We start from the raw sequence: 21516 nt of genomic DNA, 5'->3' as shown, positions 1-21516 counted from the left end.
CCTTTTTTAAATTCCGAATCAAGCACCTATCTTTAATCATTCATTAATTGATCATCAAACCAAAAAACCTATGACAAAAAAGATCAAAGCTGCCATCGTTGGAACAGGATTTATTGGACCTGCCCACTTGGAAGCCTTAAGGAGATTACCAAATATCGAAGTATCAGCACTTTGTGAAGTTAACATTGAACTGGCCAAAGAAAAAGCAGCATTATTGGGAATACCCCATGCTTATACTTTTGAAGAAATGCTGAAAGATGCAAGTATAGATGTGGTTCATATATGTACCCCAAATTTTTTGCATTACTCCCAATCCAAAGCTGCTTTACTTGCAGGAAAACATGTGGTCTGTGAGAAACCATTAGCCACAAAAATTGAGGAAGCGGAAGAATTGGTTTCTATCGCCAAAGAAAAGGGTTTAGTAAATGCTGTTCACTTTAACCTAAGGTACTATCCAATGGTGCGTCAAATGAAAAATATGAGGGAAAATGGAGAATTGGGTGACATTTACAGCATTATGGGCTCTTACCTTCAGGATTGGTTATTCCTTAACACAGATTATAACTGGAGATTGGAACCGGATAAATCAGGGGATTCCAGAGCAATAGCCGATATCGGATCACATTTGCTGGATTTGACAGAATATGTGACTGGACTGAAAGTGACAGAGGTAATGGCAGATTTTTCTACCGTCCATAAAACCCGTCTCAAACCTTTAAAAGCAATAGAAACCTATTCAGGGAAAATGCTGCAGGCTTCTGACTATGAAGAAGTACCTATTAATACCGAAGACCATGCGACTGTAATGTTGAGATTTGATAATGGCAATAAAGGTTCTGTCACTGTATCCCAGGTCAATGCAGGTAGAAAAAACAGGCTTAATATTGAGATAGCCGGTTCTAAATCTAATTTTGAATGGTGTTCGGAAAGACCTAATGAGCTTTGGATCGGTAAAAGGGAAACTGCCAATCATCACCTCATGAAAGATCCTTCCCTATTCCATAGAGATGCAGCAGGTCTGATCAGTTTCCCAGGTGGGCATAATGAAGGATTTCCTGATACTTCCAAACAAATGTTTAAGGAAGTTTATGCAGCTGTAAGAGAAGGAAAACAGCCAGAAAATCCGTCATTCCCAACTTTTGAAGATGGTTACAGGGAATTGCTCATCTGTGAAAGGATCATTGAAAGCCATAGAAAGCAGGCTTGGGTAAAAATTTAAATAGAACACATAGCAGGGATTCATTTTCAATCCTTGATGAAAATATCCTATTCATTATTATTGGTTTATTGTAAAAGAAATCATAGAATAATGAAAGGTTAAATTGCCAAAAAGAGAATCGTTTCAAAAAAATTGAATTTTTGAGATACCACCCTTGAATAACATCATGCGGTGGTATTTCTTTTAATTTTGGATCAAAGAATCTTAAGCCTTGTCTTTTCCATACCAAAATATCAATCTGCCAATTGTTCAGGTTATCCCTGAAATATTATCTCTTCTATCACAGGAGAATACAGTAATTGTCAATGCACCTCCAGGCGCAGGAAAAAGCACAATACTTCCCATTACATTGTTAGAAGAGGATTTCCTCCAGGGGAAAAAAATCCTTATTCTAGAACCACGGAGGTTAGCTGCCAAATCTATTGCTTATAGGATGGCGGAATTATTGGGGGAAGAAGTTGGGCAGACTGTCGGGTATAGGATCAGGTTTGAAAGTATAGTTTCTTCTGCAACCAGGTTGGAGGTATTGACTGAGGGAATATTAACCCGAATGATGCAACAGGACAATGCATTGGAAGATGTAGGATTGGTAATTTTTGATGAATTTCATGAGCGAAATATCCATGCAGACTTGGCAATGGCTTTGTGTAGGGAGGTCCAACAAGTTCTGAGACCAGATTTAAGAATTTTGGTCATGTCTGCTACTTTGGACTTACCCCAATTGGCAGAACTATTGAAAGCTTCTATTGTAAAAAGTGAGGGAAAGGCTTTTCCGGTAGAAATCCAATATACTGGAGATTATGACCAGTATTTCCTTTCCGAACAGGTCGCATCTATTGTTCTGAAAGCAGCAATAGCACATAAAGGAGATATCTTGGTATTTCTTCCTGGCCAAGCTGAAATCAAGAAAACAGAAGCGATTCTCCGCAAAAAACTACCTGATTTTTCTATCCATCCTCTATATGGACAACTGTCTCCTTTGGCACAAAAACAAGCGATATTGCCCAATAGGTCCGGAAAAAGAAAAGTAGTGCTCTCCACATCAATTGCTGAAACCAGCCTTACAATAGAAGGAGTAAGCATAGCGGTGGATTCGGGCCTGGGAAAAACTTCTAAGTTCAATCCAAGATCCGGACTAAGCAAACTTGAAACCATCCGTATATCTAAGGATTCTGCAGACCAAAGAGCAGGACGGGCAGGAAGATTAGGACCTGGATTTTGCTATAGAATGTGGTCTAAAGCCACTCATCAAGGACTGGATGAATTTAGAACTCCTGAGATTTTGGAAGCTGATTTGAGTTTTTTGGTTTTGGATTTGCTCAAATGGGGTATAAAAGATGTTAAAAAACTGACTTGGCTCTCTCCTCCTCCCCAAGGTGCTGTCATGCAGGCTTTGGATCTACTGGAAAAAATAGACGCTATAAAGGATGGGAAAATTACTGCCCACGGCATCAGGATCCACCAGATTCCTGCCCATCCCAGGATTGCCCATATGCTCTTGATGGCAGAAGCAAATGGTAAAATTGGATTGGGTACTGACTTAGCTGCTTTAATGGAAGAAAGGGACCCATTGGAGCCGACATCAGGTGTGGATATCAATCTTAGAATAGAGGCGCTAAGAAGAGCCAGGAAAGAGAACCTTTCGATCAAAGGCTTAAATAAAATTGAAAAAGTAGCTAAACAATACCGGAAAGTATTCCGAATTGAACCGGATAATTCAAGTATAGATCCCTATGAAACAGGCTTATTGATAGCCTATGCCTACCCTGAAAGGATCGCACATGCCAGACCAGGTAACAATGCAAGATTCCAACTTTCAAATGGGAAAATGGCTATGATGGACCATAAAGACGAGCTGGCCCATGAACCATGGTTAGCAGTTTCCCACATTGATGCGCGGGATGATTTGGGGAAGATATTTCTTGCTTCACCCTTGAATCCCAAAGACCTGAAAAGTATGGTGAAGGAAAAAAGACAAGTAGTCTGGGAAATGAAAAAAGGTGGTTTGATTGCTCAAAAGTATTTGGCTATTGGAGGAATCATTCTCAGATCAGAACCTTTGACTGACTTGACTTTAGAAGAAAAAAACAATGCTCTTCTCAAGGCTGTCAAAGCTGATGGATTGCATCTATTGGATTTTTCCGATTCAGTGCTTCAATTGATTTATAGGGTTTCTTCTTTAAGAATTTGGAATCCTGATCAGTCATGGCCTGATTGGAGTCCAGAACTTTTGATCCAAAAACCCCAAGATTGGCTACTGCCGTACCTTTCTGAAATCAAGAAGAATGAGGATTTTAAAAAACTTGACTTAAGTTCAATTTTACTTCATAGTCTTGATTATTCCCTTCAGAATTCTTTGGAATTCTTAGCTCCTGAAAAAATAAAGGTTCCTAGTGGAAGTCAAATAAAAATACAATACCGAAATGATGGAGATGTTCCTATATTGGCCGTGAGGTTACAAGAAGTATTTGGTTTGTTGGATACTCCAAAAGTAAATGGGGGAAAAACTCCTCTACTTATGCACTTGCTGTCTCCCGGATATAAGCCGGTCCAAGTAACTTCAGACCTAAGAAGTTTCTGGGATAAAACATACCATGAAGTAAAAAAGGAACTAAAAAGAAGGTATCCAAAGCATTATTGGCCAGAAGACCCATTTAAAGCTGAAGCAGTGAGGGGAGTAAAAAGGGAATAATAGTCCTTACTTAAGGTTTTCAAGGAAATCCAATAAGTTGATAAAGCAGGCAAGTGTAAAAGGAGTAACTTGCTTCTCATTCAGCATATTCAAATATGTTTTTTTGTTCCTTTCGTAGTTTTTTGGATTGAATAACTTAGTCAAGGTGATACCCCTAGCAGATCTATAAGTAAAATTCTGTGTCAGAATAGGAGTATCAGGATCTTCATTGAAATATTCCTCCAAAGCCTTTCCAGAAGAAAGTTGATCAAGAAACCGAAAACCTTTTTTTACTAAAAACCCTTCTACTTCCCTTATTACACCATTGATTTCCAGATCATTTTCTACCAAAAACCTCCTGGGCATCTTTCCATCTATTCGGTCCATGGTTTCGACCAATGTAATACTTCTTTCTTTGTAATCCCCTAAGGAAGGCAGAAAACGATGGACAATGTTTTCTACATGATCCAATCTTATTCCCAAATGGTATTCTAGATAAGAACCATCTTCGTGTTGGGTATGGTGAAAAAATACCATTTGCTTTCCTTGAGGGATTTCTTTTACATAGTGAAGAGATCTATTATCAAGCCTAAAACCAAAGTCGGCAAGAAAATCCTCATGAAGCAATATGACATCTTTGAATTCCATATACTATTAACAGGGAAATCCCCCAATAGGTTATTTTTTTAATCTTTCAGTAATTCCTTTATTTCCTTTATAATCTCCTCGGCTTCAGATCTTTTAATCTTTTCATGATCATCATTTGGGTTGGAATTGTTTAAATAGTGGTTCCAATGCTTTTCCACTTTTTTCAGTACCCTTGGACTGATTTCAAACTCCACGGTATCCAGATATTCCTTTGCAAATAAGGAGGCCTTAAAATTCCCAAAAAGAAAAATTCTAAAAATATCCACGAACTTATCTGAGAGATCGAAACCTCCCAACATTTGTACCAGACCGCCATTTTGATGTTGGTTTTTCTTATCGTGAATTACTTCTAACAACTCATCCAATGCCAATTGATTTTCATTTAATTGACTTAAGGCTCTTGCTGCTAAAAAAGCATTGTCCATATCCCCTGATTTAAGGATAATCAAAAGCTCCTTAAGAACTTCTTCCGTTCCTATTTTGGCCAATTGGTCAGCAAAGACATAGGCCTCTGCCTCGTCTTTATTACACATTTTATGAATGAGTCCCTGGATTTCTGTGGACATGATTTTTAATGAAGTTGCTATCTTTACACAAAAATAGGACCATTATTTGTCAATTTAACGAAATGTTTGATGGAAAAGCATTTATTTGAGGATGATTGGATGATATTGTTTTTCAATTTTCTCAAGGACAAAGGATTGGATCCTGAGTATTCTCACAAAAAAAGGAAATTGGTTTTTTACAATTCCAATTACAATAAACTGGTTGCTTTCAGACTCTCAACCAACTTGGAATTTAAGATTGATACAAAAGTCCTTTCTGAACCTGAGTTTGTAAATTACCTGATTATACTCATACGTTCTGGCATGGCCTCTGTAGCAATGGTTCAGAATCATGAAATACTGGACCATAAAGTATTCAGGGCTTATATGGTTAGAAAGAAGCAAGGCAAAAGCCAAATTAAACACCTCAAAACCAAAGGAAAATCCAGAGCAGGTTCTAGGGTAAGGTTAGCAGAGACAGAGATTTTTTTTAAAAATATAACAGAAAGGGTAAACCTTTACATCAAAACATATCCTGTCGACCAAATTGGGATAAGTTGCTCAGAGACCTTAGTACCTTATTTGTTCAGTGAAAGCAATAGGCTACTTTTGGATAAAAAAGATTCACGGATTTTTAAAATACCTAAACATATAGCGACTCCAACATTGGAAAACTTGAAGTTGACAAAAATTTTTTTGGAGAAAAACCAGTTGACTGTATTTCCTGAGGGAACTGGCTTATTGGATGAATTTTTATCAAGAATGGGGAATAGTGAAAAAAAAATTGAGGATGATTGGTAATTTTTATGTTTAGTGTTTTTTGGAATTCAAATTTCCTTTTTCGAAGATAAACTTAAAAAATTGCATTGAATGCCTCCCAGAAGGTTTTTTGACTTTTGGTCAATAGTTTAAATTATGGATTTTTGGAACAAAAATTGAGCAGGATAAACAAATGGTTTAGGGTCTTGATTTTTAATAGGATCATCTTTTGAACCAATCAACAAACCATCACAAAAATTATGATCAAACGATTTATGTTTCTAACCTATTTCTTAATGGGTTTATCTTATTTTTCATTTGGCCAAAGGTATGCCACTTCTTTAGGTTTACGAATGGGGAGTAATGACTACAGTAGAACCATTGGCTTTACTGGAAAACAAAGGATTATGAGTCATCTTACCTTGGAGGGAATTCTTCAGACTGATTTTGATAGGAATACTACCGGTCACCTTTTGATGGCCAGGCACCGTCCGATTATTTCCAAAAGGTTGAATTATTATTATGGAGGTGGATTATCCGCAGGATGGGAAGAAAGTTATGTTAAGGACAAAGAAACCAAGGAAATCATCCATACTTATGGAAATTCTACTATGGGGCTTGATATTATTGGAGGGCTTGAGCTTACAGTTGCCAATACTGTGTTTTCTTTGGATTATAAACCCAATGTAAACTTTGCAGGAAGGGAAGAATTTTTCAGAGGTCAGGTTGGTATTTCGGCCAGAACAGTTTTGGTCAAAAGTAAGGAGCAGGATAAGAAATGGAGAAAAAAGAGAAGGGCCAAAAGGAAGAAGAATAATGAAACTTTTGGGGATAAATTCAAGAACACTTTTCAGTTCAACAATAGGTAGAAATCAGATTTTTTCCATTTAAATAAAATTTTAGTGAGGGTTATGGTTTTTGGATTAAATTGATTTATCACAAAAACTAGAACCTCACTATGAAAAAGCTGAATTTGATTTTACTTCTGTTTCTGTTTGTTTTTGCAGAAAGCTTTGCGCAGGAAAAAAACATACTCCAACAGCTGGAAGAAATTGCTATCATCGATCAGAAAGTAATGATGCCAATGAGGGATGGTGTCCGCTTGGCCACTGATATTTATAGGCCTAAATCGGACAAACCTGTTCCTATCATTTTTTCCCGTACTCCTTATAATTTCAATAGCTACAGGGATGGTGAATTGGTTACAAGAACCCTACAGACTGCCTTAGAGGCTGTTAAAAACGGTTATGCCTATGTTGTCCAAAATGAAAGGGGAAGATTTTTTTCAGAAGGAGAATGGGATATCTTAGGTGTCCCTTTAACCGATGGCTATGATGCCTTTGAATGGATGTCCAAACAGTCTTGGAGCAACGGAAAAATAGGCACTATCGGCTGCTCTTCCACTGCTGAATGGCAAATGGCAGTTGCATCATTGAACCATCCTGCCCATACTGCTTTGGTCCCACAAGCCTACGGAGCAGGAGTAGGAAGAATTGGAAATTTGTATGAACAGGGAAATTGGTACAGAGGTGGTGCTGGCCAAATGTTGTTCACCGCATGGCTTTATGGTACCCAACACGATCCTTTGGCCCCCAAACTTCCAGAAGGCTTAGAACAAAAAGACTTAATTAGACTTCAACGTTTCTATGATATGGCCCCGAGATATCCAAGAGTTGACTGGGCACAGGGGCTAAGCCATTTACCGGTTCAGGACATCATCAAAAATGTGAATGGTCCTCAGGGAATTTATGAGGAAATGATTACCAGGAAGCCAAATGACCCTAAATGGTATGAAGGTGGCTTATTCCACGATGACATGGAATTTGAGAAACCGGCATTTTGGTTTGTATCCTGGTATGATGTTGCTTCTACTCCCAATTTGGCCATGTACAATCATATCATAGCCAATGCCAAGGACCCTAAAATAAGAGACAACCAGTATTTGGTCATTGCCCCTACCCTACACTGTGCTTTTACCAGGGCAACTGAAAATACCATTGTAGGGGAAAGAAGCATGGGTGATGCCAGATTACCTTATGATGAACTGACTTATGCTTGGTTTGATTACTGGCTAAAAGGTGAGGAAAGCGAAATCATCCAAAAAATGCCGAAAGTCCGGTATTTTACCATGGGTTCCAATAAATGGCAATCTTCAGATACCTGGCCTCCCAAAGAAGCCCAAATGTTAACTTATTACCTGGATAGTAAAGGAAAAGCCAATAGTAGATTGGGTAACGGAGTCCTAACCACCAAAAGACCAGGAAAGGACAATCCTGATACTTTCCAATATGATCCCATGGATCCGGTCAATTCCTACGGAGGAAATGTATGCTGTACTGGAAATGCAGTGCAGGGCGGTTCTTTCGACCAACAAGAAATGGAATTAAGAGATGATATTCTGGTATATACCTCAGAGCCTTTGGCACAAGGTATTGAAGTGAGCGGTTTTATTGAAGCAAAACTTTTTCTTTCATCTGATGTAAAAGATACGGACCTCACCATTAAATTGATCGATGTCTATCCTGATGGAAGGGCTTACAATTTGGATGAGACTATTCAGCGAGTAAGATATAGAGAAGGATATGATAAAGAGGTTTTTATGGAAAAAGGAAAAGTATACGAAGTCAATTTGACTCCTATGTCCACTTCAAACTATTTCGAAAAGGGGCATAGGATTAGGATTGAAATTTCATCCTCTAATTTCCCAAGGTTTGACAGGAATATGAATACAGGTGGGAATAATTATGATGAAACCGAGGGTATTGTCGCTACCAATAATATCCACCATTCAAGTAGATATCCAAGCAGCATCAGCTTGCCAATAATAAAGAAATAATACAACTCAATGTTTAAAAAATGGCCCTCATAGTTAAATGAAGGCCATTTTTTAGAATTTTATTGAATCTCTTTTTCTTTCTTTTTATAAAATTCCCTTTCGTGGATTTCCACTTGATTGACAAGGCCCCTGTACCATTTGGACCTTAAAACATCTTTTTCGATCGGGGATAGAAAAATATCAGGAATTTCAAGTGATTGAGCTTTTCTAAGCAAATCAAAAAGAAAGATGGAAGCAGAAACTGAAATGTTGAAACTTTCAGTAAATCCGTACATGGGTATATGGACCAAACCATCTGCTTCAGCAATAACCTCTTCACTTACCCCTTCATGTTCATTCCCAAATACCAGGGCAATTTTTTTATCAGGAATTAAGTCATGAATGGATAAGCTTTCAGCTCTTGGACTAGTGGCTAAAATCTGATATCCTTTGCTTTTCAAATTCCTGAAACAATCTTTCACAGCAGTTCCATTGGTGTTCTCATATTTAAAAATGTCAACCCATTGAGATGCACCCCTCGTGACATAAGGATTGATTTTATAAGAATTTTCCTTTTCTATGATATGGATGTCCTGTATTCCAAAACAGTCTGCCGTTCTTAAAACAGCAGAGGCGTTATGGGGTTTGAAAATATTTTCAAGGATTACAGTAAAATACCTGGTCCTTTGGTTCAAAATTTTGTCTATGAGTTTGATTTTGTGCGGGGTAATATATCCCTTTAGATATTCCAAAAATTCATACTCAATTTTTTCCATGATCAAAATTGCGTAAAACCTGTAATTATTTAAAAAATTTCTTTGTGAAAAAATGTAAAACGGTTGGCAGTGCATTTCATTACCAACCGTTTTTGAGAATTTTTAGGGTTGACTATTTTTTAGAAAGGCCTAATTTTAGCTTTCTGGCGATTTTATTATTTTCTTTTTTAGGCCTGCTGGCACCAAAAGTACCCTTGCTTATTTTTCCTTTTTTTGATTTAATATCTCCTTTTCCCATTTTTTTAAACTTTTTTGGTTATTAAATGAATTTAGGTAAAGCAATTTAAAAAATCGTTTCAATGATGTCAACTCAAATACCCTGGAAGAAATAAAGCATGGTAGCAGCAAGGGTATATCCCATCAAAAAGGAAAAGAAAATTGGTGTGGACAAGGAAACTTTTAAATAATCTGGAACACGCTTATGGTGGTTGAAATGACTAAGTTTTCTAAAATACTTTTCAGGGAAAATGGCAAGGATCAACATGCCATAAAAAACAGTCAGCAATATCAATGAAAAGAGAGTTTCCATACACCAGAATGTATAAGGTAAATATAGCAAAATGCTTTATTAACTTATGGAAAGGTCATGGATTTTTTATTCAGGATTGAAATTACTGATTCGCATGATTTTCAAAACGTAAAGAAGAGCCCCTGATCACCAAATCTGTCTTTAACTCTAAGGTATCATTAATAAATTCATTTTTATTTTCCAGAAAAGTAATAAGCAATTTTGCGGCTGTTTCTCCCATTTGGTAACCATGTTGATCTACAGAGCTAAGGCCTGGATTGACGATTTCTGCCAATTTCCAGTTGCTGAAACCAAATACCCCCATTTCTTTTGGGATTTGAACAGAAATTTCTTTGAGGTATTTCAGCACTCCCAATGCGACCAAGTCCGTGATACAAAAAATGGCATCCGGGGGATTCTTACTATTCAGTAAATCCTTTGCAAAATCATATCCTTCTTGCTCATTGATCAAAGTACAGACTTTTACCCAGTCCGGATCAAATTCCAATCCCCTGTCTTCAAGGGCCTTTTTGTATCCTTTTGCACGTTCATTGGCGTTTTTTACTTCCAAGCGGCCTCTGATATGGGCGATCTTCTTATAACCCTGGTCAATTAGATGGCTTACGGCCTTATAGGCTCCTTCAAAATCATCTACGATAACCTTTGGTGTATCAAGGAGGTCTGAAATTTTGTCAAACTGTATGACAGGTTTTCCCTCATCGATAAACGCTTTTATATGTTCTCCTTCTACTGTTTCGTTGGAAATTGATATCAATAAGCCATCTACACTACTTGCAAGCATGGTTTTACAGGCAACAACTTCATCTTCCAATTTATCATTTGATTGACTGACCAATACATTATATCCACTTTTCTTGGCACAATCTATGGCCCCAGAAATCACGGTAGAAAAAAAATGATGCACAAGTTCAGGAACAATCAGTCCAATATTATAGGTCTTATTCTTTCTAAAATTTACTGCCAAAGCATTGGGTACATAATTATGCTTTTCCGCAAATTCTTTAACCATTCTTATTGTTTCTTCCGCAATATCCGGATGGGATTTTAAAGCCCGGGAAACTGTAGAAACAGATATATTCAGCTCATTGGCAATATCCAATAAAGTAAGTTTTCTTTTTTCCGTCATAAAACAGCTTATATGGGCAATCAAGGATTTAAAAGCCATGCTAATCTAATCAAAAAACTTCATTTTAAATTGTAATCATTCTAAATAGTGTGCCTGCAAAGGATTGCACAATCGTTTGAAATTTTTTTCTTATTGGACTGAAACTATTTTTTAGGTTTATTTATCATGTTTAAAAACCACCAACCTATAACCCATATAACCCAATGAATTTAGAATTGGTAAATGGTATCGACCTTTCCATAATGATTATTTACCTGGTCGGTATGATTTTCTATGGGCTTTACCATGCCAAGCGGCAAAGCTCTGAGGAATATTTCTTAGCTGGTCGGAGTATGACCTGGCCAATTGTGGGCATATCCCTTTTTGCAGCAAACATCTCAAGCACAACATTGATCGGGCTGGCTGGTGATGCTTATAGCACTGGAATTTCTGTATACAACTACGAATGGATGGCTGCTGTGATCTTGGTTTTTTTCAGCATTTTCTTCTTGCCATTTTACTTAAGGTCTGGGGTATTTACTATGCCAGAATTTTTGGAGAGAAGATATGATAGGAGAAGCAGGTACTACTTTTCTTTGATTACACTTATCGGCAATGTCCTTATTGAAACAGCCGCAGGGCTATATGCCGGAAGCCTTATACTTAAAATGGTTTTTCCTGATGTAAGTATGACTCTGATCATTATGATTTTGGCTTTTGCAGCAGCAGCTTATACCATTCCCGGAGGACTTTCATCAGTAGTGCATACAGAAGTAATTCAAGCCATACTTTTACTGGCGGGTTCCCTCATTCTTACGTATGTAACCTTTCAACAAGTTGGTGGATGGGAAAATGTGATGGCGATTACTCCTCCTGATATGGTAAGTTTAATCAGGCCGATTGACGATCCTTCTGTTCCTTGGACAGGACTTATCTTTGGGGTTCCACTATTGGGATTCTACTTTTGGGCCAACAATCAGTTTATGGTGCAGAGGGTTCTGACGGCAAAAGACCTTAACCATGGCCGTTGGGGAGCATTATTTGCTGGCCTACTTAAATTACCCGTATTGTTTTTCATGGTATTGCCTGGTACCATGGCCAGAGTCCTCTTTCCTGATCTGGATAATCCTGATACAGTTTTTCCTCAATTGGTATTTAACCTTTTACCGGCCGGATTGGTAGGACTTCTGATCGCAGGCTTATTGGCTGCCATGTCATCTAGTATCAGTGCCACATTAAATTCAGCATCCACCTTAATAACCATGGATTTTGTTAAAAACCTCAGACCTGGCCTAAGCAGCAAACAGTTGGTCAGGGTAGGTCAGATTTCAACAATAATTTTGGTGCTATTGGCGGCTGCGTGGACTCCGCAAATTGAAAAGTTTGATTCTCTTTTTAAATACCTTCAAATGGTTGTGGGTTTAATTGCTCCTCCCGTGGTGGTAGTCTTTATATGGGGAATGTTCTGGAAGAGAGGTAATGCAGATGGTGCATTTTTCGCATTGATTTCAGGGTTCCTTATTGCAGCTATATTGATTTCTTTGAAAGTGAGTATGCCCAATTCAGCGATATCGCAATGGCATTTCCTTCATACAGCACCTTTATTGTTTTTGATCTGTTCTGTTATTTATGTTGTGGTGAGTTTGGCTGGTTCTCCTCCTTCTGATGAAAAAATTCAGGATTATACCTGGAAAAATAAAATATATACAGATGAAACAGCCTCATTACGCTTATTGCCTTGGTATAAAAACTACAGGGTCCTATCTGTATTTCTTCTCATCATTACTTTCATCATCGTATGGATTTACAGATAGCGAATGATAAAGCTTTGGAATTACTGAGGAAGGCCTCCCATAAAATGGGTTTTTTGGCCTCTACCCTACCTACAGATAATTACCAAAGGATATGGGCTAGGGATGGAGTAATCTGTGGTTTAGCTGCTTTAGCAAGTCGGGAACAGGATTTGATAGAGACTTTTAAAAGAACCCTACTGACCTTGGGCAAGCATATCAGTCCCTATGGAAATGTTCCTTCCAATGTAGATGTCCAAGAATCCAAAGTGAGTTACGGAGGCCTTGCCGGTAGAGCTGATACCGGAAGCTGGTGGCTGATCGGATTGAGCCTTTATTCTAAATTTACAGGAGATTATTCCATCATCGAAAATTTCAAGGAGAATATCAACAGGATACATTCGCTTTATCAGGCTTGGGAATACAATAACAAAAACCTGATTTATGTGCCTTTGGCAGGAGATTGGGCAGATGAATATGTCTTGCATGGCTATGTGCTTTATGATCAGGTGCTTAGATATGCAGCGCTCAAACTTACCGGGCAAATCTTAGAAAGACAGGATTGGCTGGATAAAGCTGAAGCGGTCAAAATGGCCATTTATGAAAATTATTATCTGAACAAAACTTGGATCAAATCCGGGATTCATCCGATGGCAAAAAGGAAACTCATTGAACGACAGGGTGAGAAACCTTTTTTATCTGCTTCTTTTCATCCTGCCGGTTACCAACCTTATTTTGATGCCTTGGGAAATGCTTTGGCAATTTTATTCAAGATCCATCCGGATCCTGTGGGTTGCTTGGATTGGGGTTTGCGCAACCTAGGGGGCTGTGTTCCTGCATTTGCCCCTGTCATCCACCAAGATAATCCCGATTTTAAATTGCTTGAGGAAAATTATCGCTTTGAATTTAGGAATAAGCCCTATGAATTCCATAATGGAGGCGTCTGGCCTATGGTCAATGGATTTTGGGGATTGGCCATGTACTTTTCAAAAGGAAAAACCGAAGCTGAAGGGATCTTGGAGTTGAACAAAGGGCTGAATAGAAAAAATGATTGGGAATTCAATGAATGTTTTCACGGAAGATCATACGAACCTTGTGGCGTTCCCTCTTGTACCTGGAGTGCAGCTGGGCAACTGCTTTTAGAGCATACCATTACTAAAGGATTTTATTTATTGGATTGAAATGGATAAAAATATAGACGTCATAGTCATAGGAGAATTGCTGGTGGACCTGATAGGCCATGAATATAGAGAAGAGATTTTTAGAACCCATTCATTTAGAAGGTTTCAGGGAGGAAGTCCTGCAAATTTGGGAGCAAACCTTACCCGATTGGGAAAAAAAGTGCATTTGATATCCAGTGTAGGGAATGACGGAATGGGAAAATATTTAATACATGAATTGAAAAAGGTAGGACTGGATAGTTCTGGTATAAAAGAAAGAGAAGACTTTCCTACTTCATTGGTTTTGTTGTCAAGAACGGAAGGAACACCGGATTTTATTGCTTACAGGGAAGCAGACCATTATATTTTTCCTGAAGACATTCCCGACGAAGTGTTAAGGCAAGCCAAACTCTATCATACGACATGTTTTGCATTGAGCCGTCAACCTGCCCAAAGGGCGATCATGGAAGCCGCCGACAGAGCTGCAAATTTTGGTTTACAATTAAGTATAGATCTTAATTATGCTCCAGCAATATGGCCAGACCATATGGAAGCTATGCACGTGATGGAAAATTATTGCTCCCTATCCCCTTTTGTAAAAATGAGCCAAGACGATGCAGATAGGATTTTCAAAAGGGCAATATCCCCAGAAAATGCCATGCAGCAGATCTTGGACTGGGGTGCTAAGTTGGTCTGTTTTACATTAGGGAAAAAAGGAAGCAAAATTTGGATAGCAGATGGTGAAAAAATAGAGATTCCTGCTGAAGAGGTAAAAATAATGGGAGATGCTACAGGTGCAGGTGATGCTTATTGGTCAGGCTTCCTTTCAGCCTGGCTAGATGGTAAAAGTTGGGTTCAATGTCTGAAAAACGCTTCCAAAATGGCAGCACTCAAATTATCTTTGGATGGACCCATGCCCGATAAAGTAGACATTTAATCCATAATCATAGCTTAAATTTCAAGGAAAAAAGGTAGTGGTTTCGTTTAATTATCTTTCTATATACATTTCAACACGTCTGTTTATTTCTCTCCCAGTTTCAGTTGAATTGTCGGCTATCGGCTTGGAACCTCCCCATCCTGTAATCCGTATCCTTTCAAAATCAATTCCTTTCATGGTCAGGTAAGATCTGATTTTTGAAGCCCTGGCTAATGAAAGTTCCTTGTTCAATACAGGATCCCCTGCATTATCTGTATGACCTTCTAGTCTAATTTTCACCAACTCATTTTCTTGCATGAAATTGACCAAAAGGTCAAGCTCTTGGATTGTTCCTTCATCTGCAAATTCAGCAGAGCTGCGTGCAAACTGTATTTTTTTCAAAACCCATCTAGCTCCTGCTTTGGCGGGTACCATTTCTAGGGTATTGTTGTTCAACTGCTGCCACTCCTCAACGGTCAAACTATTGGGAATATACCCTCTTGCTGATATTTCTATATAGTTCCAATTCCATTTTTCCCACTCTTCCTGCATTTCATCCTGGTTTTTCAGGACCTTTTTTACCTGCTCATCTGCAATGGTGATTAGGTACTCTACGGGTTCCTTATTGATTTTATCCATGATCTGAACTTTGTTCAAATCTTCTCCCCGATTGACTTTATTGTCCATAATTTCGGTTGAGACCGAATCTTTTTTTGAACTTTGTTCAACTATTTTTTCAGGATCGGATTTTACTATATCTTCCCTATAATTAGAGATTTGTTCTTCACGGGAATTTAGAATTTCCTGTTGGACAGTATGCCTATTGGAAATAGACAAAGTGTCTGCCTTTTTCAAATTTTCAATTGTCAGAACCATAGCGCCATTTTCGGCAATTACTTCTTGTGGCGAAATGACCTGTTCTATGGTTTCCTCAACAAAAGATAAGCTGTCAGTTTCTTCAAGTACCAAATTTTCAAAGCTAATCAGCATGAAATCACCCATTCCTTCAGAATTGGTTGTTGTTGTAAAAACAGCAATATTTTCTTCCTTGAATATTTTTGCATAATTCGACTCTGACCCAATGCTATTGGCTTTACTGAGTTCTCTCGGTTGACTCCAATTGCTCCAACTATCATCAAGCCTTCTGGAAAAATAAATCTCCTTTCCTCTTCCATTGGCTTTGAAGTTGGAAGAAAAATAAATTGTGGAATTATCTTCTGAGAGGTATGGTGTCTGTTCCTGTCCAAAAGTATTAATCATAGGACCTAAATTTAACGGACTGGACCATTCAGTATCTGATTTTTTGAATGTGACATATAGATCCTCATTTCCGAATCCACCTTCTTTCTGAAGGGACAAAATGATTATTTTTCCATCTTCAGAAAGTCTTCCGCTAAATTGTGAAGACTGTGTTTTAAAATCAGAAATGGGCAATTTTTTCACATAATTCCAACTGTTGCCAATCTTTGTGTACAAATGTATTCCCTGTGGAATTTGTTGACCATCGTGGTAAATCAGAATATTTGAAGCATCTGGAAAACCAACAACAACATCATTTCCCGAAGTAGAGAGCGCTTTAATCCTTAAAGGTTTACTCCACCGCCCATTTAAGTTTGGCTGACTGATCCAAATATCTCCATGATCCAATGAGCCGCCGGTATTTTCGGGATGATGGCCAACAGAAAAATACAAGTCTCCATTGGGGGACTTTACAGCGTGAGATTCATTGTATGGCGTATTTATATCAGAAAAAGGCCTGATTTCCTGGGCTTTGGCTGTAATAAAAACTGAAAAAGCAAGCAGTAGGATGCTGCTTGCTTTATGTAAGGGTTTTTTAACTTTCATTATTATTGATCCAATACAATAGCAAACACTAATGGTGCTACGATGGTCGCATCAGATTCAATGATATACTTTGGTGTTTCCAAACCTAGTTTACCCCAAGTAATTTTTTCATTGGGAACTGCTCCGGAATAAGAACCATAGGAAGTAGTGGAATCTGAAATCTGACAGAAATACCCCCAAAGTGGAACATTATCTCGTTGCAGATCCTGATGCAACATCGGCACAACGCAAATAGGAAAATCTCCTGCAATACCACCCCCGATCTGGAAGAAACCTACAGTGCTCTCATCTTTAGCATTATTGGTATACCATTCTGCCAAGAAGATCATGTACTCAATGCCACTTCTCACGGTATGAACATTTTTAATGTCCCCAGCAATCACGTGACCGGCATACATGTTGCCCAATGTGGAGTCTTCCCAACCTGGCACTACCATTGGTAGATTTTTTTTGGCTGCTTCCAATAGCCAGGAGTTTTTTGGGTCAATTTGGAAGGATTCATCCAGTTTGCCTGAAAGTAGGATTTTATAGAAAAACTCATGTGGGAAATAACTTTCTCCAGCTTGGTCTGCCTTCATCCATTCTTCCAGGATCACGTTTTCGATCCTTCTCATGGCTTCCATTTCAGGAATACAGGTATCAGTTACCCTATTCATATGACGATCAAGCAAATCTTGTTCCTGTTCTGGCGAAAGGTCTCTATAATTTGGAATTCTTTCATAATAATTATGTGCAACCAAATTAAAAACATCTTCTTCGAGGTTCGCACCTGTGCAGGAAATGATCTGAACTTTATCCTGACGGATCATTTCTGCCAGGGAAATACCAAGTTCAGCCGTGGACATAGCTCCAGCAAGAGTAATCATCATTTTGCCATTATTGTCCAAATGTGCTTTATAACCTTCTGCTGCATCAATTAAGGCAGCAGCATTGAAATGCCTGTAGTTATGTTTTAAAAATTCTGTGATTTTCATGATAGGACTGTTTTTTGACGAGGTGCAAAAGTACCAATTTATCTTAAATGAAAAAAGCCCTGAGGAGACAGGGCTTTCTTGCAAATTTTAAAAGTAATTTTATTTCTTCTCAGCTGATTTCTTATCATCAGCATATTTTTTATTCAAACCTGCAATTACATCTTCTGTAATATCCAATGCTTTCTTAGAGTACCATATAGCTCCTCCTCTTGTATAGGAAAGGATCAATTCCAGTTCTTTCTCTTCAGCATATTGTGTCAGGTATTCTTGTACCTTATCATATACATCAGCATACAGTTTTGACTCATCTGCAGAAAGCTCCTGCATAAGATTGTCTCTGTAAGTCATTAGGTTTCTTTCTTTCCTAACAAGTTCTTCCTGCTTTGCCCTGGCCTGGTTCATTGTCATAGAAGATGCAGTTTGTTCAAAGTTGGCAACTTCCTGTTCAAACCCTCTTGCCCTACTATTCAGGTCACTTTCAAACTTTCTTCCTTTTTCGGTGATCTCTTCAGATTTTTCTTTGTAGAAATCAAACTTTGAAATGACAGAGTCTGTCAAAACATAAGCAATTTTCAAATCTGTTATACTGACTTCAGCTGCTGACTCCGAACCGGAGTTGCTATTGGAAGACTGACCTTGTTGGTTGCATGATGCTAAGGTTATCGCAGTGACACCTAAAAAACCTAATACTTTAGCTAATTTTTTCACGATTATGACTTATTTTTCAACTTTGCGCAAAGATAAACAAAGTATCGAAACCACAAATTTTACTGACCTTCCCAACTGTTAAATTGCGTTAACGCTTTCTTTTTTTTTGATCAAGCTTACTTTTAAATACTACTGCCTGCCCAAAGAGCGACAGTCCTGCAAAAAAAATGGCCAACGCAAAGGTTCCAAGTCCAAACCATAACAGAAATCCAACTTCGTCCCATTTAAGGATAGTAGCCTCTCCTAAAAAACTAAGACCAATGCCCATAAGTAGTATACCTCCAACCGAAAAGATTAACCACTTTTTCTTCAACTTTTTTTTCATAATTTCTAAAAGAATATATCCTGTGCCAATCTAAAAGTATTGGCATGCGCTTCAACAATTTGGCTTATTTTATGGGAATACCCCCCACCCATACAACACATGATGGGTATATTATGTCTCTTTGCTGCTTCCAAAACTTTCTTATCTCTTTCTTTGCAACCTTGTAGGCTCAAACCAAGCCTGCCCAGTTTATCGGAAGCAAGAACATCCACCCCAGATTGAAAGATAATGAATTCTGGTTCTACATTATCTATCAGGGACTCTAGATGTTGGTCAAGGATAGCTAGGTATTCCAGATCACCTATTTTATCGGGTAGCCCAATATCCAGATCTGATTTTTCTTTGTGCATGGGGTAATTATCAGCGCCATGCATACTGAAAGTAAAGACTTTGGGTTCTGACTGAAAAATTTTAGCCGTTCCATTACCCTGATGAACATCTAAGTCTACTACCAATATCTTTTGGGCAAGCTTATTGTCAAGTAGATAATTGGCAGTAATGGCAATGTCATTTAAAAGGCAGAAACCCTCTCCCCTATCTGAAAATGCATGATGTGTGCCTCCGGCTATATTCATAGCCACACCGTTTTCCAAAGCAAAAAGGGCTGCATTAACTGAGCCGTGCATAATATGGATTTCTCTGTCTACAAGCTCTTTACTTAATGGAAAACCGGTTTTTCTGATTTCAGATTTGCTGAGTGACAATTGTTCCAATTTCTCCAGATAGCTTAATTTGTGGGTATTGATTATCCAATCTTTGGATAAAGCTTCAGGAATAAAGAAATTCTCATCCTTAACGGTCCCTTCATAAAGTAACTGCTCAGGTAGAAGATTATACTTTTCCATGGGAAATCTATGCCCCTCAGGTAAAGGATGGCAATACTTTGGTGACCAGGCAATTTTTAACATAGCTATAAAAAAACGCTTGCTAAAAATAACAAGCGCAGTGTTGAATTGTTAGTGTAATATTAAAATGTTTTATGTATATCCGCAATTAGACCAGTAACCAATTCAAATTGGGTCTTAAATCAACCTGATATTAATAGATATTGGATCCGCCTCGGCGGACAAGTTATTCATTGATATTGGTTTGAAATAGTAGGTTTATTCTATTGTGAATATTCTACTGGCATGAAAGCGGACAATCATAAAATGATTTTTTTTGGATTTAGGCATCCTCCTCCTCTTCAGATTGAAAACTATATAAGGTATCGTCCAGCGCCAAAGTATCATCATTGAAATCCTTGACAAATTTAGCTATGACCTTTTCATCAATATAATCCAGATTGAGGGCCGCGTCTAAACCTAAACCATAATCATGGTTGGTATCAATATCTACAAACTCCTGAACCTTGACGGACTCATCTTCTTCCATTTCCATGATGATTTCAGTGATAAACCAGCCAATTTCTTCTTCTTCACTGCTAAGCGGTTTTAAATTCCCGTTCTCATCTTCTTCATATTTGATTCCTTTAAAATTCGGGAACTTTTTAGCTGCTTCATGCTCCGCTAATTCATAAAGTTCAGATGAATGGTGCAAACGAAGGGTGTATAAGGCAGCATCATAAATAACTTCTTTGCCTTCATACATTCCAATAAAGTAAAAATTTACAAATTCATCGTTATTATCTTCACCCTCGATGATTTTGTAAGTTTTTTTGGAGGCAGCCAGTTCTTTCTTTAGGGCTTCAATATTTTCTGGATCAAATCCTTCGTTTTGATATTTCATATTATTTAGTTCTGTCAATTAAAACACAACATACAATTCTTATAGTTAATTTGAAAACGGTAAAAACAAAAAATTGTGTTTTTTACTTGGAATTAATTTACAAGGTTTTGTTGAAAAAAAAAATGATGGACTTTAAAAAAGACAATGAATTTATAGATTCCCTTTTGAAAGCCGAGGAAGGTGAAGTTCTTGATTTTAAGCAAAATATAAATAAATCTTCAAGAATAGCTAAAACTATGGTGGCATTTGCAAATACAAAAGGCGGAAAAATAGCAATTGGAATTTCAGATCAAAAAAAAATTACAGGAATTGATCCGGAAGAAGAATTATTTATGATCGAAAAGGCAAATAGGGAATATTGCAGTCCTCCTGTTGAGTTTTCATATGGAGTTTATGAGATTGACCGCATAGATGATTTGGAATTAGATGAGGAAACTCATGTTTTGATCATAGAAATTGCAGTTTCTTCTTTAGAACATAAATACCGGAATCCGGATGGTACTTTGACAAAATACATCAGGATAAGGGATAAATCCGTGCCAGGCTGATTCTTTATTATTCACCCAAAGAAACTCCAAGAAGCGAATTGATCAAGCCAAGGATAAGTCCAAATAACAGAGCCCACCAAAAGCCGTCTACTGTAAATCCCGGAATGATTGCCGCTGCAATCAAGATCAAAATTGCATTAAGTGCCAAAAGAAAAAGACCCAAAGTCAAAATGGTGATCGGTATAGTTAACAGGATTAAAAGAGGCTTGACTGTGATGTTCAACAATGCTATCAAGGCAGCCACCACTAAGGCGGTGAGGAAACTTTCAACGTGAACTCCCGGAATAATATATTGTGCGATCAAAACTGCAACTCCTGCCAATACGAGTTGCAATAGGGTATTTATGGTATCTCTGGATTTGCTCATATTATAGTTATTTTTTGAATTAAAAATTTTCCACCTATTCCAAATATATAATGTATTCTCCGGTAATCGGATTTTTTATGGACATATT

General features: G+C 37.9%; 22 protein-coding genes. 9 read left to right on the top strand and 13 right to left on the bottom strand.

The window, feature by feature from the left end; genetic code table 11:
- The first annotated feature begins 70 nt into the window (after positions 1 to 70).
- Together CLV48_RS02265 and hrpB are read left to right on the top strand one after the other, a co-directional pair.
- Positions 71 to 1219: a Gfo/Idh/MocA family protein gene (locus tag CLV48_RS02265; protein WP_106565601.1), complete on the top strand. Its 1149-nt coding sequence runs from the start codon at positions 71 to 73 to the stop codon at positions 1217 to 1219.
- A gap of 211 nt (positions 1220 to 1430) precedes the next feature.
- Positions 1431 to 3911, top strand: coding sequence for an ATP-dependent helicase HrpB (hrpB, locus tag CLV48_RS02260; protein ID WP_106565600.1), 2481 nt, complete (start codon positions 1431 to 1433; stop codon positions 3909 to 3911).
- Positions 3912 to 3917: 6 nt separating this feature from the next.
- Here the strand turns inward: hrpB and CLV48_RS02255 are convergent, their stop codons facing one another.
- Together CLV48_RS02255 and CLV48_RS02250 are read right to left on the bottom strand one after the other, a co-directional pair.
- Positions 3918 to 4538 carry a hypothetical protein gene (locus tag CLV48_RS02255; protein ID WP_106565599.1) on the bottom strand — a complete coding sequence of 207 codons (621 nt, stop codon included), beginning with the start codon at positions 4536 to 4538 and terminating at the stop codon, positions 3918 to 3920.
- Between the two features lie 38 nt (positions 4539 to 4576).
- The gene (locus CLV48_RS02250; RefSeq protein ID WP_106565598.1) at positions 4577 to 5104 is read right to left on the bottom strand and encodes a HEAT repeat domain-containing protein; all 528 of its coding nucleotides are present in this window, start codon (positions 5102 to 5104) and stop codon (positions 4577 to 4579) included.
- A 69-nt stretch (positions 5105 to 5173) separates the two neighbouring features.
- Here CLV48_RS02250 and CLV48_RS02245 point away from each other — a divergent pair, with 69 nt between their 5' ends.
- From CLV48_RS02245 to CLV48_RS02235, 3 genes are all read left to right on the top strand, one after another.
- Positions 5174 to 5884, top strand: a complete 711-nt coding sequence (locus CLV48_RS02245) for a hypothetical protein (protein WP_106565597.1) — start codon at positions 5174 to 5176, stop codon at positions 5882 to 5884.
- A 218-nt stretch (positions 5885 to 6102) separates the two neighbouring features.
- A complete protein-coding gene (locus CLV48_RS02240; RefSeq protein WP_106565596.1) occupies positions 6103 to 6711 on the top strand; it encodes a hypothetical protein in 609 nt (202 codons plus the stop codon).
- Between the two features lie 89 nt (positions 6712 to 6800).
- Positions 6801 to 8678, top strand: a complete 1878-nt coding sequence (locus CLV48_RS02235) for a CocE/NonD family hydrolase (RefSeq protein ID WP_106565595.1) — start codon at positions 6801 to 6803, stop codon at positions 8676 to 8678.
- A gap of 59 nt (positions 8679 to 8737) precedes the next feature.
- Here CLV48_RS02235 and CLV48_RS02230 read toward each other — a convergent pair whose 3' ends face one another.
- The 4 genes from CLV48_RS02230 to CLV48_RS02215 form a co-directional block, all read right to left on the bottom strand.
- The gene (locus CLV48_RS02230; protein ID WP_106565594.1) at positions 8738 to 9433 is read right to left on the bottom strand and encodes a TrmH family RNA methyltransferase; all 696 of its coding nucleotides are present in this window, start codon (positions 9431 to 9433) and stop codon (positions 8738 to 8740) included.
- Between the two features lie 112 nt (positions 9434 to 9545).
- Positions 9546 to 9671: a 30S ribosomal protein THX gene (locus CLV48_RS02225; protein WP_106565593.1), complete on the bottom strand. Its 126-nt coding sequence runs from the start codon at positions 9669 to 9671 to the stop codon at positions 9546 to 9548.
- A gap of 72 nt (positions 9672 to 9743) precedes the next feature.
- Positions 9744 to 9962: a hypothetical protein gene (locus tag CLV48_RS02220; RefSeq protein WP_106565592.1), complete on the bottom strand. Its 219-nt coding sequence runs from the start codon at positions 9960 to 9962 to the stop codon at positions 9744 to 9746.
- Positions 9963 to 10044: 82 nt separating this feature from the next.
- On the bottom strand, positions 10045 to 11088 hold the full coding sequence (locus CLV48_RS02215) for a LacI family DNA-binding transcriptional regulator (RefSeq protein ID WP_106566099.1): 1044 nt from the start codon (positions 11086 to 11088) through the stop codon (positions 10045 to 10047).
- A gap of 203 nt (positions 11089 to 11291) precedes the next feature.
- Between CLV48_RS02215 and CLV48_RS02210 the strand changes: the two genes are divergently transcribed.
- The 3 genes from CLV48_RS02210 to CLV48_RS02200 are packed head-to-tail and all read left to right on the top strand — an operon-like array spanning position 11292 to position 14954.
- Entirely contained in the window at positions 11292 to 12881 is a 1590-nt protein-coding gene (locus CLV48_RS02210; RefSeq protein WP_106565591.1) for a sodium:solute symporter, read from the top strand.
- Positions 12866 to 14038, top strand: coding sequence for a glycoside hydrolase 100 family protein (locus CLV48_RS02205; RefSeq protein WP_106565590.1), 1173 nt, complete (start codon positions 12866 to 12868; stop codon positions 14036 to 14038). The genes CLV48_RS02210 and CLV48_RS02205 overlap by 16 nt, the downstream gene beginning before the upstream one ends.
- A gap of 1 nt (position 14039) precedes the next feature.
- A complete protein-coding gene (locus CLV48_RS02200) occupies positions 14040 to 14954 on the top strand; it encodes a carbohydrate kinase family protein (RefSeq protein WP_106565589.1) in 915 nt (304 codons plus the stop codon).
- Between the two features lie 51 nt (positions 14955 to 15005).
- Here CLV48_RS02200 and CLV48_RS02195 read toward each other — a convergent pair whose 3' ends face one another.
- The 6 genes from CLV48_RS02195 to CLV48_RS02170 form a co-directional block, all read right to left on the bottom strand.
- Positions 15006 to 16778 carry an OmpA family protein gene (locus tag CLV48_RS02195; protein ID WP_106565588.1) on the bottom strand — a complete coding sequence of 591 codons (1773 nt, stop codon included), beginning with the start codon at positions 16776 to 16778 and terminating at the stop codon, positions 15006 to 15008.
- Positions 16779 to 16780: 2 nt separating this feature from the next.
- Complete coding sequence (locus tag CLV48_RS02190) at positions 16781 to 17752, bottom strand: deoxyhypusine synthase family protein (protein ID WP_106565587.1); 972 nt, start codon at positions 17750 to 17752, stop codon at positions 16781 to 16783.
- 99 nt (positions 17753 to 17851) lie between these two features.
- On the bottom strand, positions 17852 to 18460 hold the full coding sequence (locus tag CLV48_RS02185) for an OmpH/Skp family outer membrane protein (protein WP_106565586.1): 609 nt from the start codon (positions 18458 to 18460) through the stop codon (positions 17852 to 17854).
- Positions 18461 to 18548: 88 nt separating this feature from the next.
- Positions 18549 to 18785 (bottom strand): hypothetical protein, encoded by a 237-nt coding sequence (locus CLV48_RS02180; RefSeq protein WP_245889460.1) that lies wholly within the window; start codon positions 18783 to 18785, stop codon positions 18549 to 18551.
- A 5-nt stretch (positions 18786 to 18790) separates the two neighbouring features.
- The gene (locus CLV48_RS02175) at positions 18791 to 19693 is read right to left on the bottom strand and encodes a histone deacetylase family protein (protein WP_106565584.1); all 903 of its coding nucleotides are present in this window, start codon (positions 19691 to 19693) and stop codon (positions 18791 to 18793) included.
- A gap of 259 nt (positions 19694 to 19952) precedes the next feature.
- On the bottom strand, positions 19953 to 20513 hold the full coding sequence (locus tag CLV48_RS02170; protein ID WP_106565583.1) for a hypothetical protein: 561 nt from the start codon (positions 20511 to 20513) through the stop codon (positions 19953 to 19955).
- Between the two features lie 86 nt (positions 20514 to 20599).
- Between CLV48_RS02170 and CLV48_RS02165 the strand changes: the two genes are divergently transcribed.
- Positions 20600 to 21061, top strand: coding sequence for an AlbA family DNA-binding domain-containing protein (locus CLV48_RS02165; protein ID WP_245889459.1), 462 nt, complete (start codon positions 20600 to 20602; stop codon positions 21059 to 21061).
- A gap of 7 nt (positions 21062 to 21068) precedes the next feature.
- On the opposite strand, the gene CLV48_RS02160 is transcribed toward CLV48_RS02165, so the two are convergent.
- The gene (locus CLV48_RS02160; RefSeq protein WP_106565582.1) at positions 21069 to 21428 is read right to left on the bottom strand and encodes a phage holin family protein; all 360 of its coding nucleotides are present in this window, start codon (positions 21426 to 21428) and stop codon (positions 21069 to 21071) included.
- Positions 21429 to 21516 lie beyond the last annotated feature (88 nt).

Origin of the sequence: Cecembia rubra, from assembly GCF_003014575.1 — a bacterium.
GTDB lineage: Bacteria > Bacteroidota > Bacteroidia > Cytophagales > Cyclobacteriaceae > Cecembia_A > Cecembia_A rubra.
The sequence above is the reverse complement of the archived record's forward strand: the minus strand, read 5'-3'. Positions and strand labels throughout refer to the sequence as shown.

Bases quoted from the DNA above. Each gene is read 5' to 3' on its own strand.
- CLV48_RS02255 (WP_106565599.1), bottom strand. From the start codon at position 4,538: ATGGAATTCAAAGATGTCATATTGCTTCATGAGGATTTTCTTGCCGAC.
- CLV48_RS02265 (WP_106565601.1), top strand. From the start codon at position 71: ATGACAAAAAAGATCAAAGCTGCCATCGTTGGAACAGGATTTATTGGA.
- CLV48_RS02210 (WP_106565591.1), top strand. From the start codon at position 11,292: ATGAATTTAGAATTGGTAAATGGTATCGACCTTTCCATAATGATTATT.
- CLV48_RS02205 (WP_106565590.1), top strand. From the start codon at position 12,866: ATGGATTTACAGATAGCGAATGATAAAGCTTTGGAATTACTGAGGAAG.
- CLV48_RS02190 (WP_106565587.1), bottom strand. From the start codon at position 17,752: ATGAAAATCACAGAATTTTTAAAACATAACTACAGGCATTTCAATGCT.
- CLV48_RS02160 (WP_106565582.1), bottom strand. From the start codon at position 21,428: ATGAGCAAATCCAGAGATACCATAAATACCCTATTGCAACTCGTATTG.
- CLV48_RS02230 (WP_106565594.1), bottom strand. From the start codon at position 9,433: ATGGAAAAAATTGAGTATGAATTTTTGGAATATCTAAAGGGATATATT.
- CLV48_RS02170 (WP_106565583.1), bottom strand. From the start codon at position 20,513: ATGAAATATCAAAACGAAGGATTTGATCCAGAAAATATTGAAGCCCTA.
- CLV48_RS02195 (WP_106565588.1), bottom strand. From the start codon at position 16,778: ATGAAAGTTAAAAAACCCTTACATAAAGCAAGCAGCATCCTACTGCTT.
- CLV48_RS02245 (WP_106565597.1), top strand. From the start codon at position 5,174: ATGGAAAAGCATTTATTTGAGGATGATTGGATGATATTGTTTTTCAAT.
- CLV48_RS02225 (WP_106565593.1), bottom strand. From the start codon at position 9,671: ATGGGAAAAGGAGATATTAAATCAAAAAAAGGAAAAATAAGCAAGGGT.
- CLV48_RS02235 (WP_106565595.1), top strand. From the start codon at position 6,801: ATGAAAAAGCTGAATTTGATTTTACTTCTGTTTCTGTTTGTTTTTGCA.
- CLV48_RS02200 (WP_106565589.1), top strand. From the start codon at position 14,040: ATGGATAAAAATATAGACGTCATAGTCATAGGAGAATTGCTGGTGGAC.
- CLV48_RS02215 (WP_106566099.1), bottom strand. From the start codon at position 11,088: ATGACGGAAAAAAGAAAACTTACTTTATTGGATATTGCCAATGAGCTG.
- CLV48_RS02240 (WP_106565596.1), top strand. From the start codon at position 6,103: ATGATCAAACGATTTATGTTTCTAACCTATTTCTTAATGGGTTTATCT.
- CLV48_RS02250 (WP_106565598.1), bottom strand. From the start codon at position 5,104: ATGTCCACAGAAATCCAGGGACTCATTCATAAAATGTGTAATAAAGAC.
- CLV48_RS02180 (WP_245889460.1), bottom strand. From the start codon at position 18,785: ATGAAAAAAAAGTTGAAGAAAAAGTGGTTAATCTTTTCGGTTGGAGGT.
- CLV48_RS02175 (WP_106565584.1), bottom strand. From the start codon at position 19,693: ATGTTAAAAATTGCCTGGTCACCAAAGTATTGCCATCCTTTACCTGAG.
- CLV48_RS02220 (WP_106565592.1), bottom strand. From the start codon at position 9,962: ATGGAAACTCTCTTTTCATTGATATTGCTGACTGTTTTTTATGGCATG.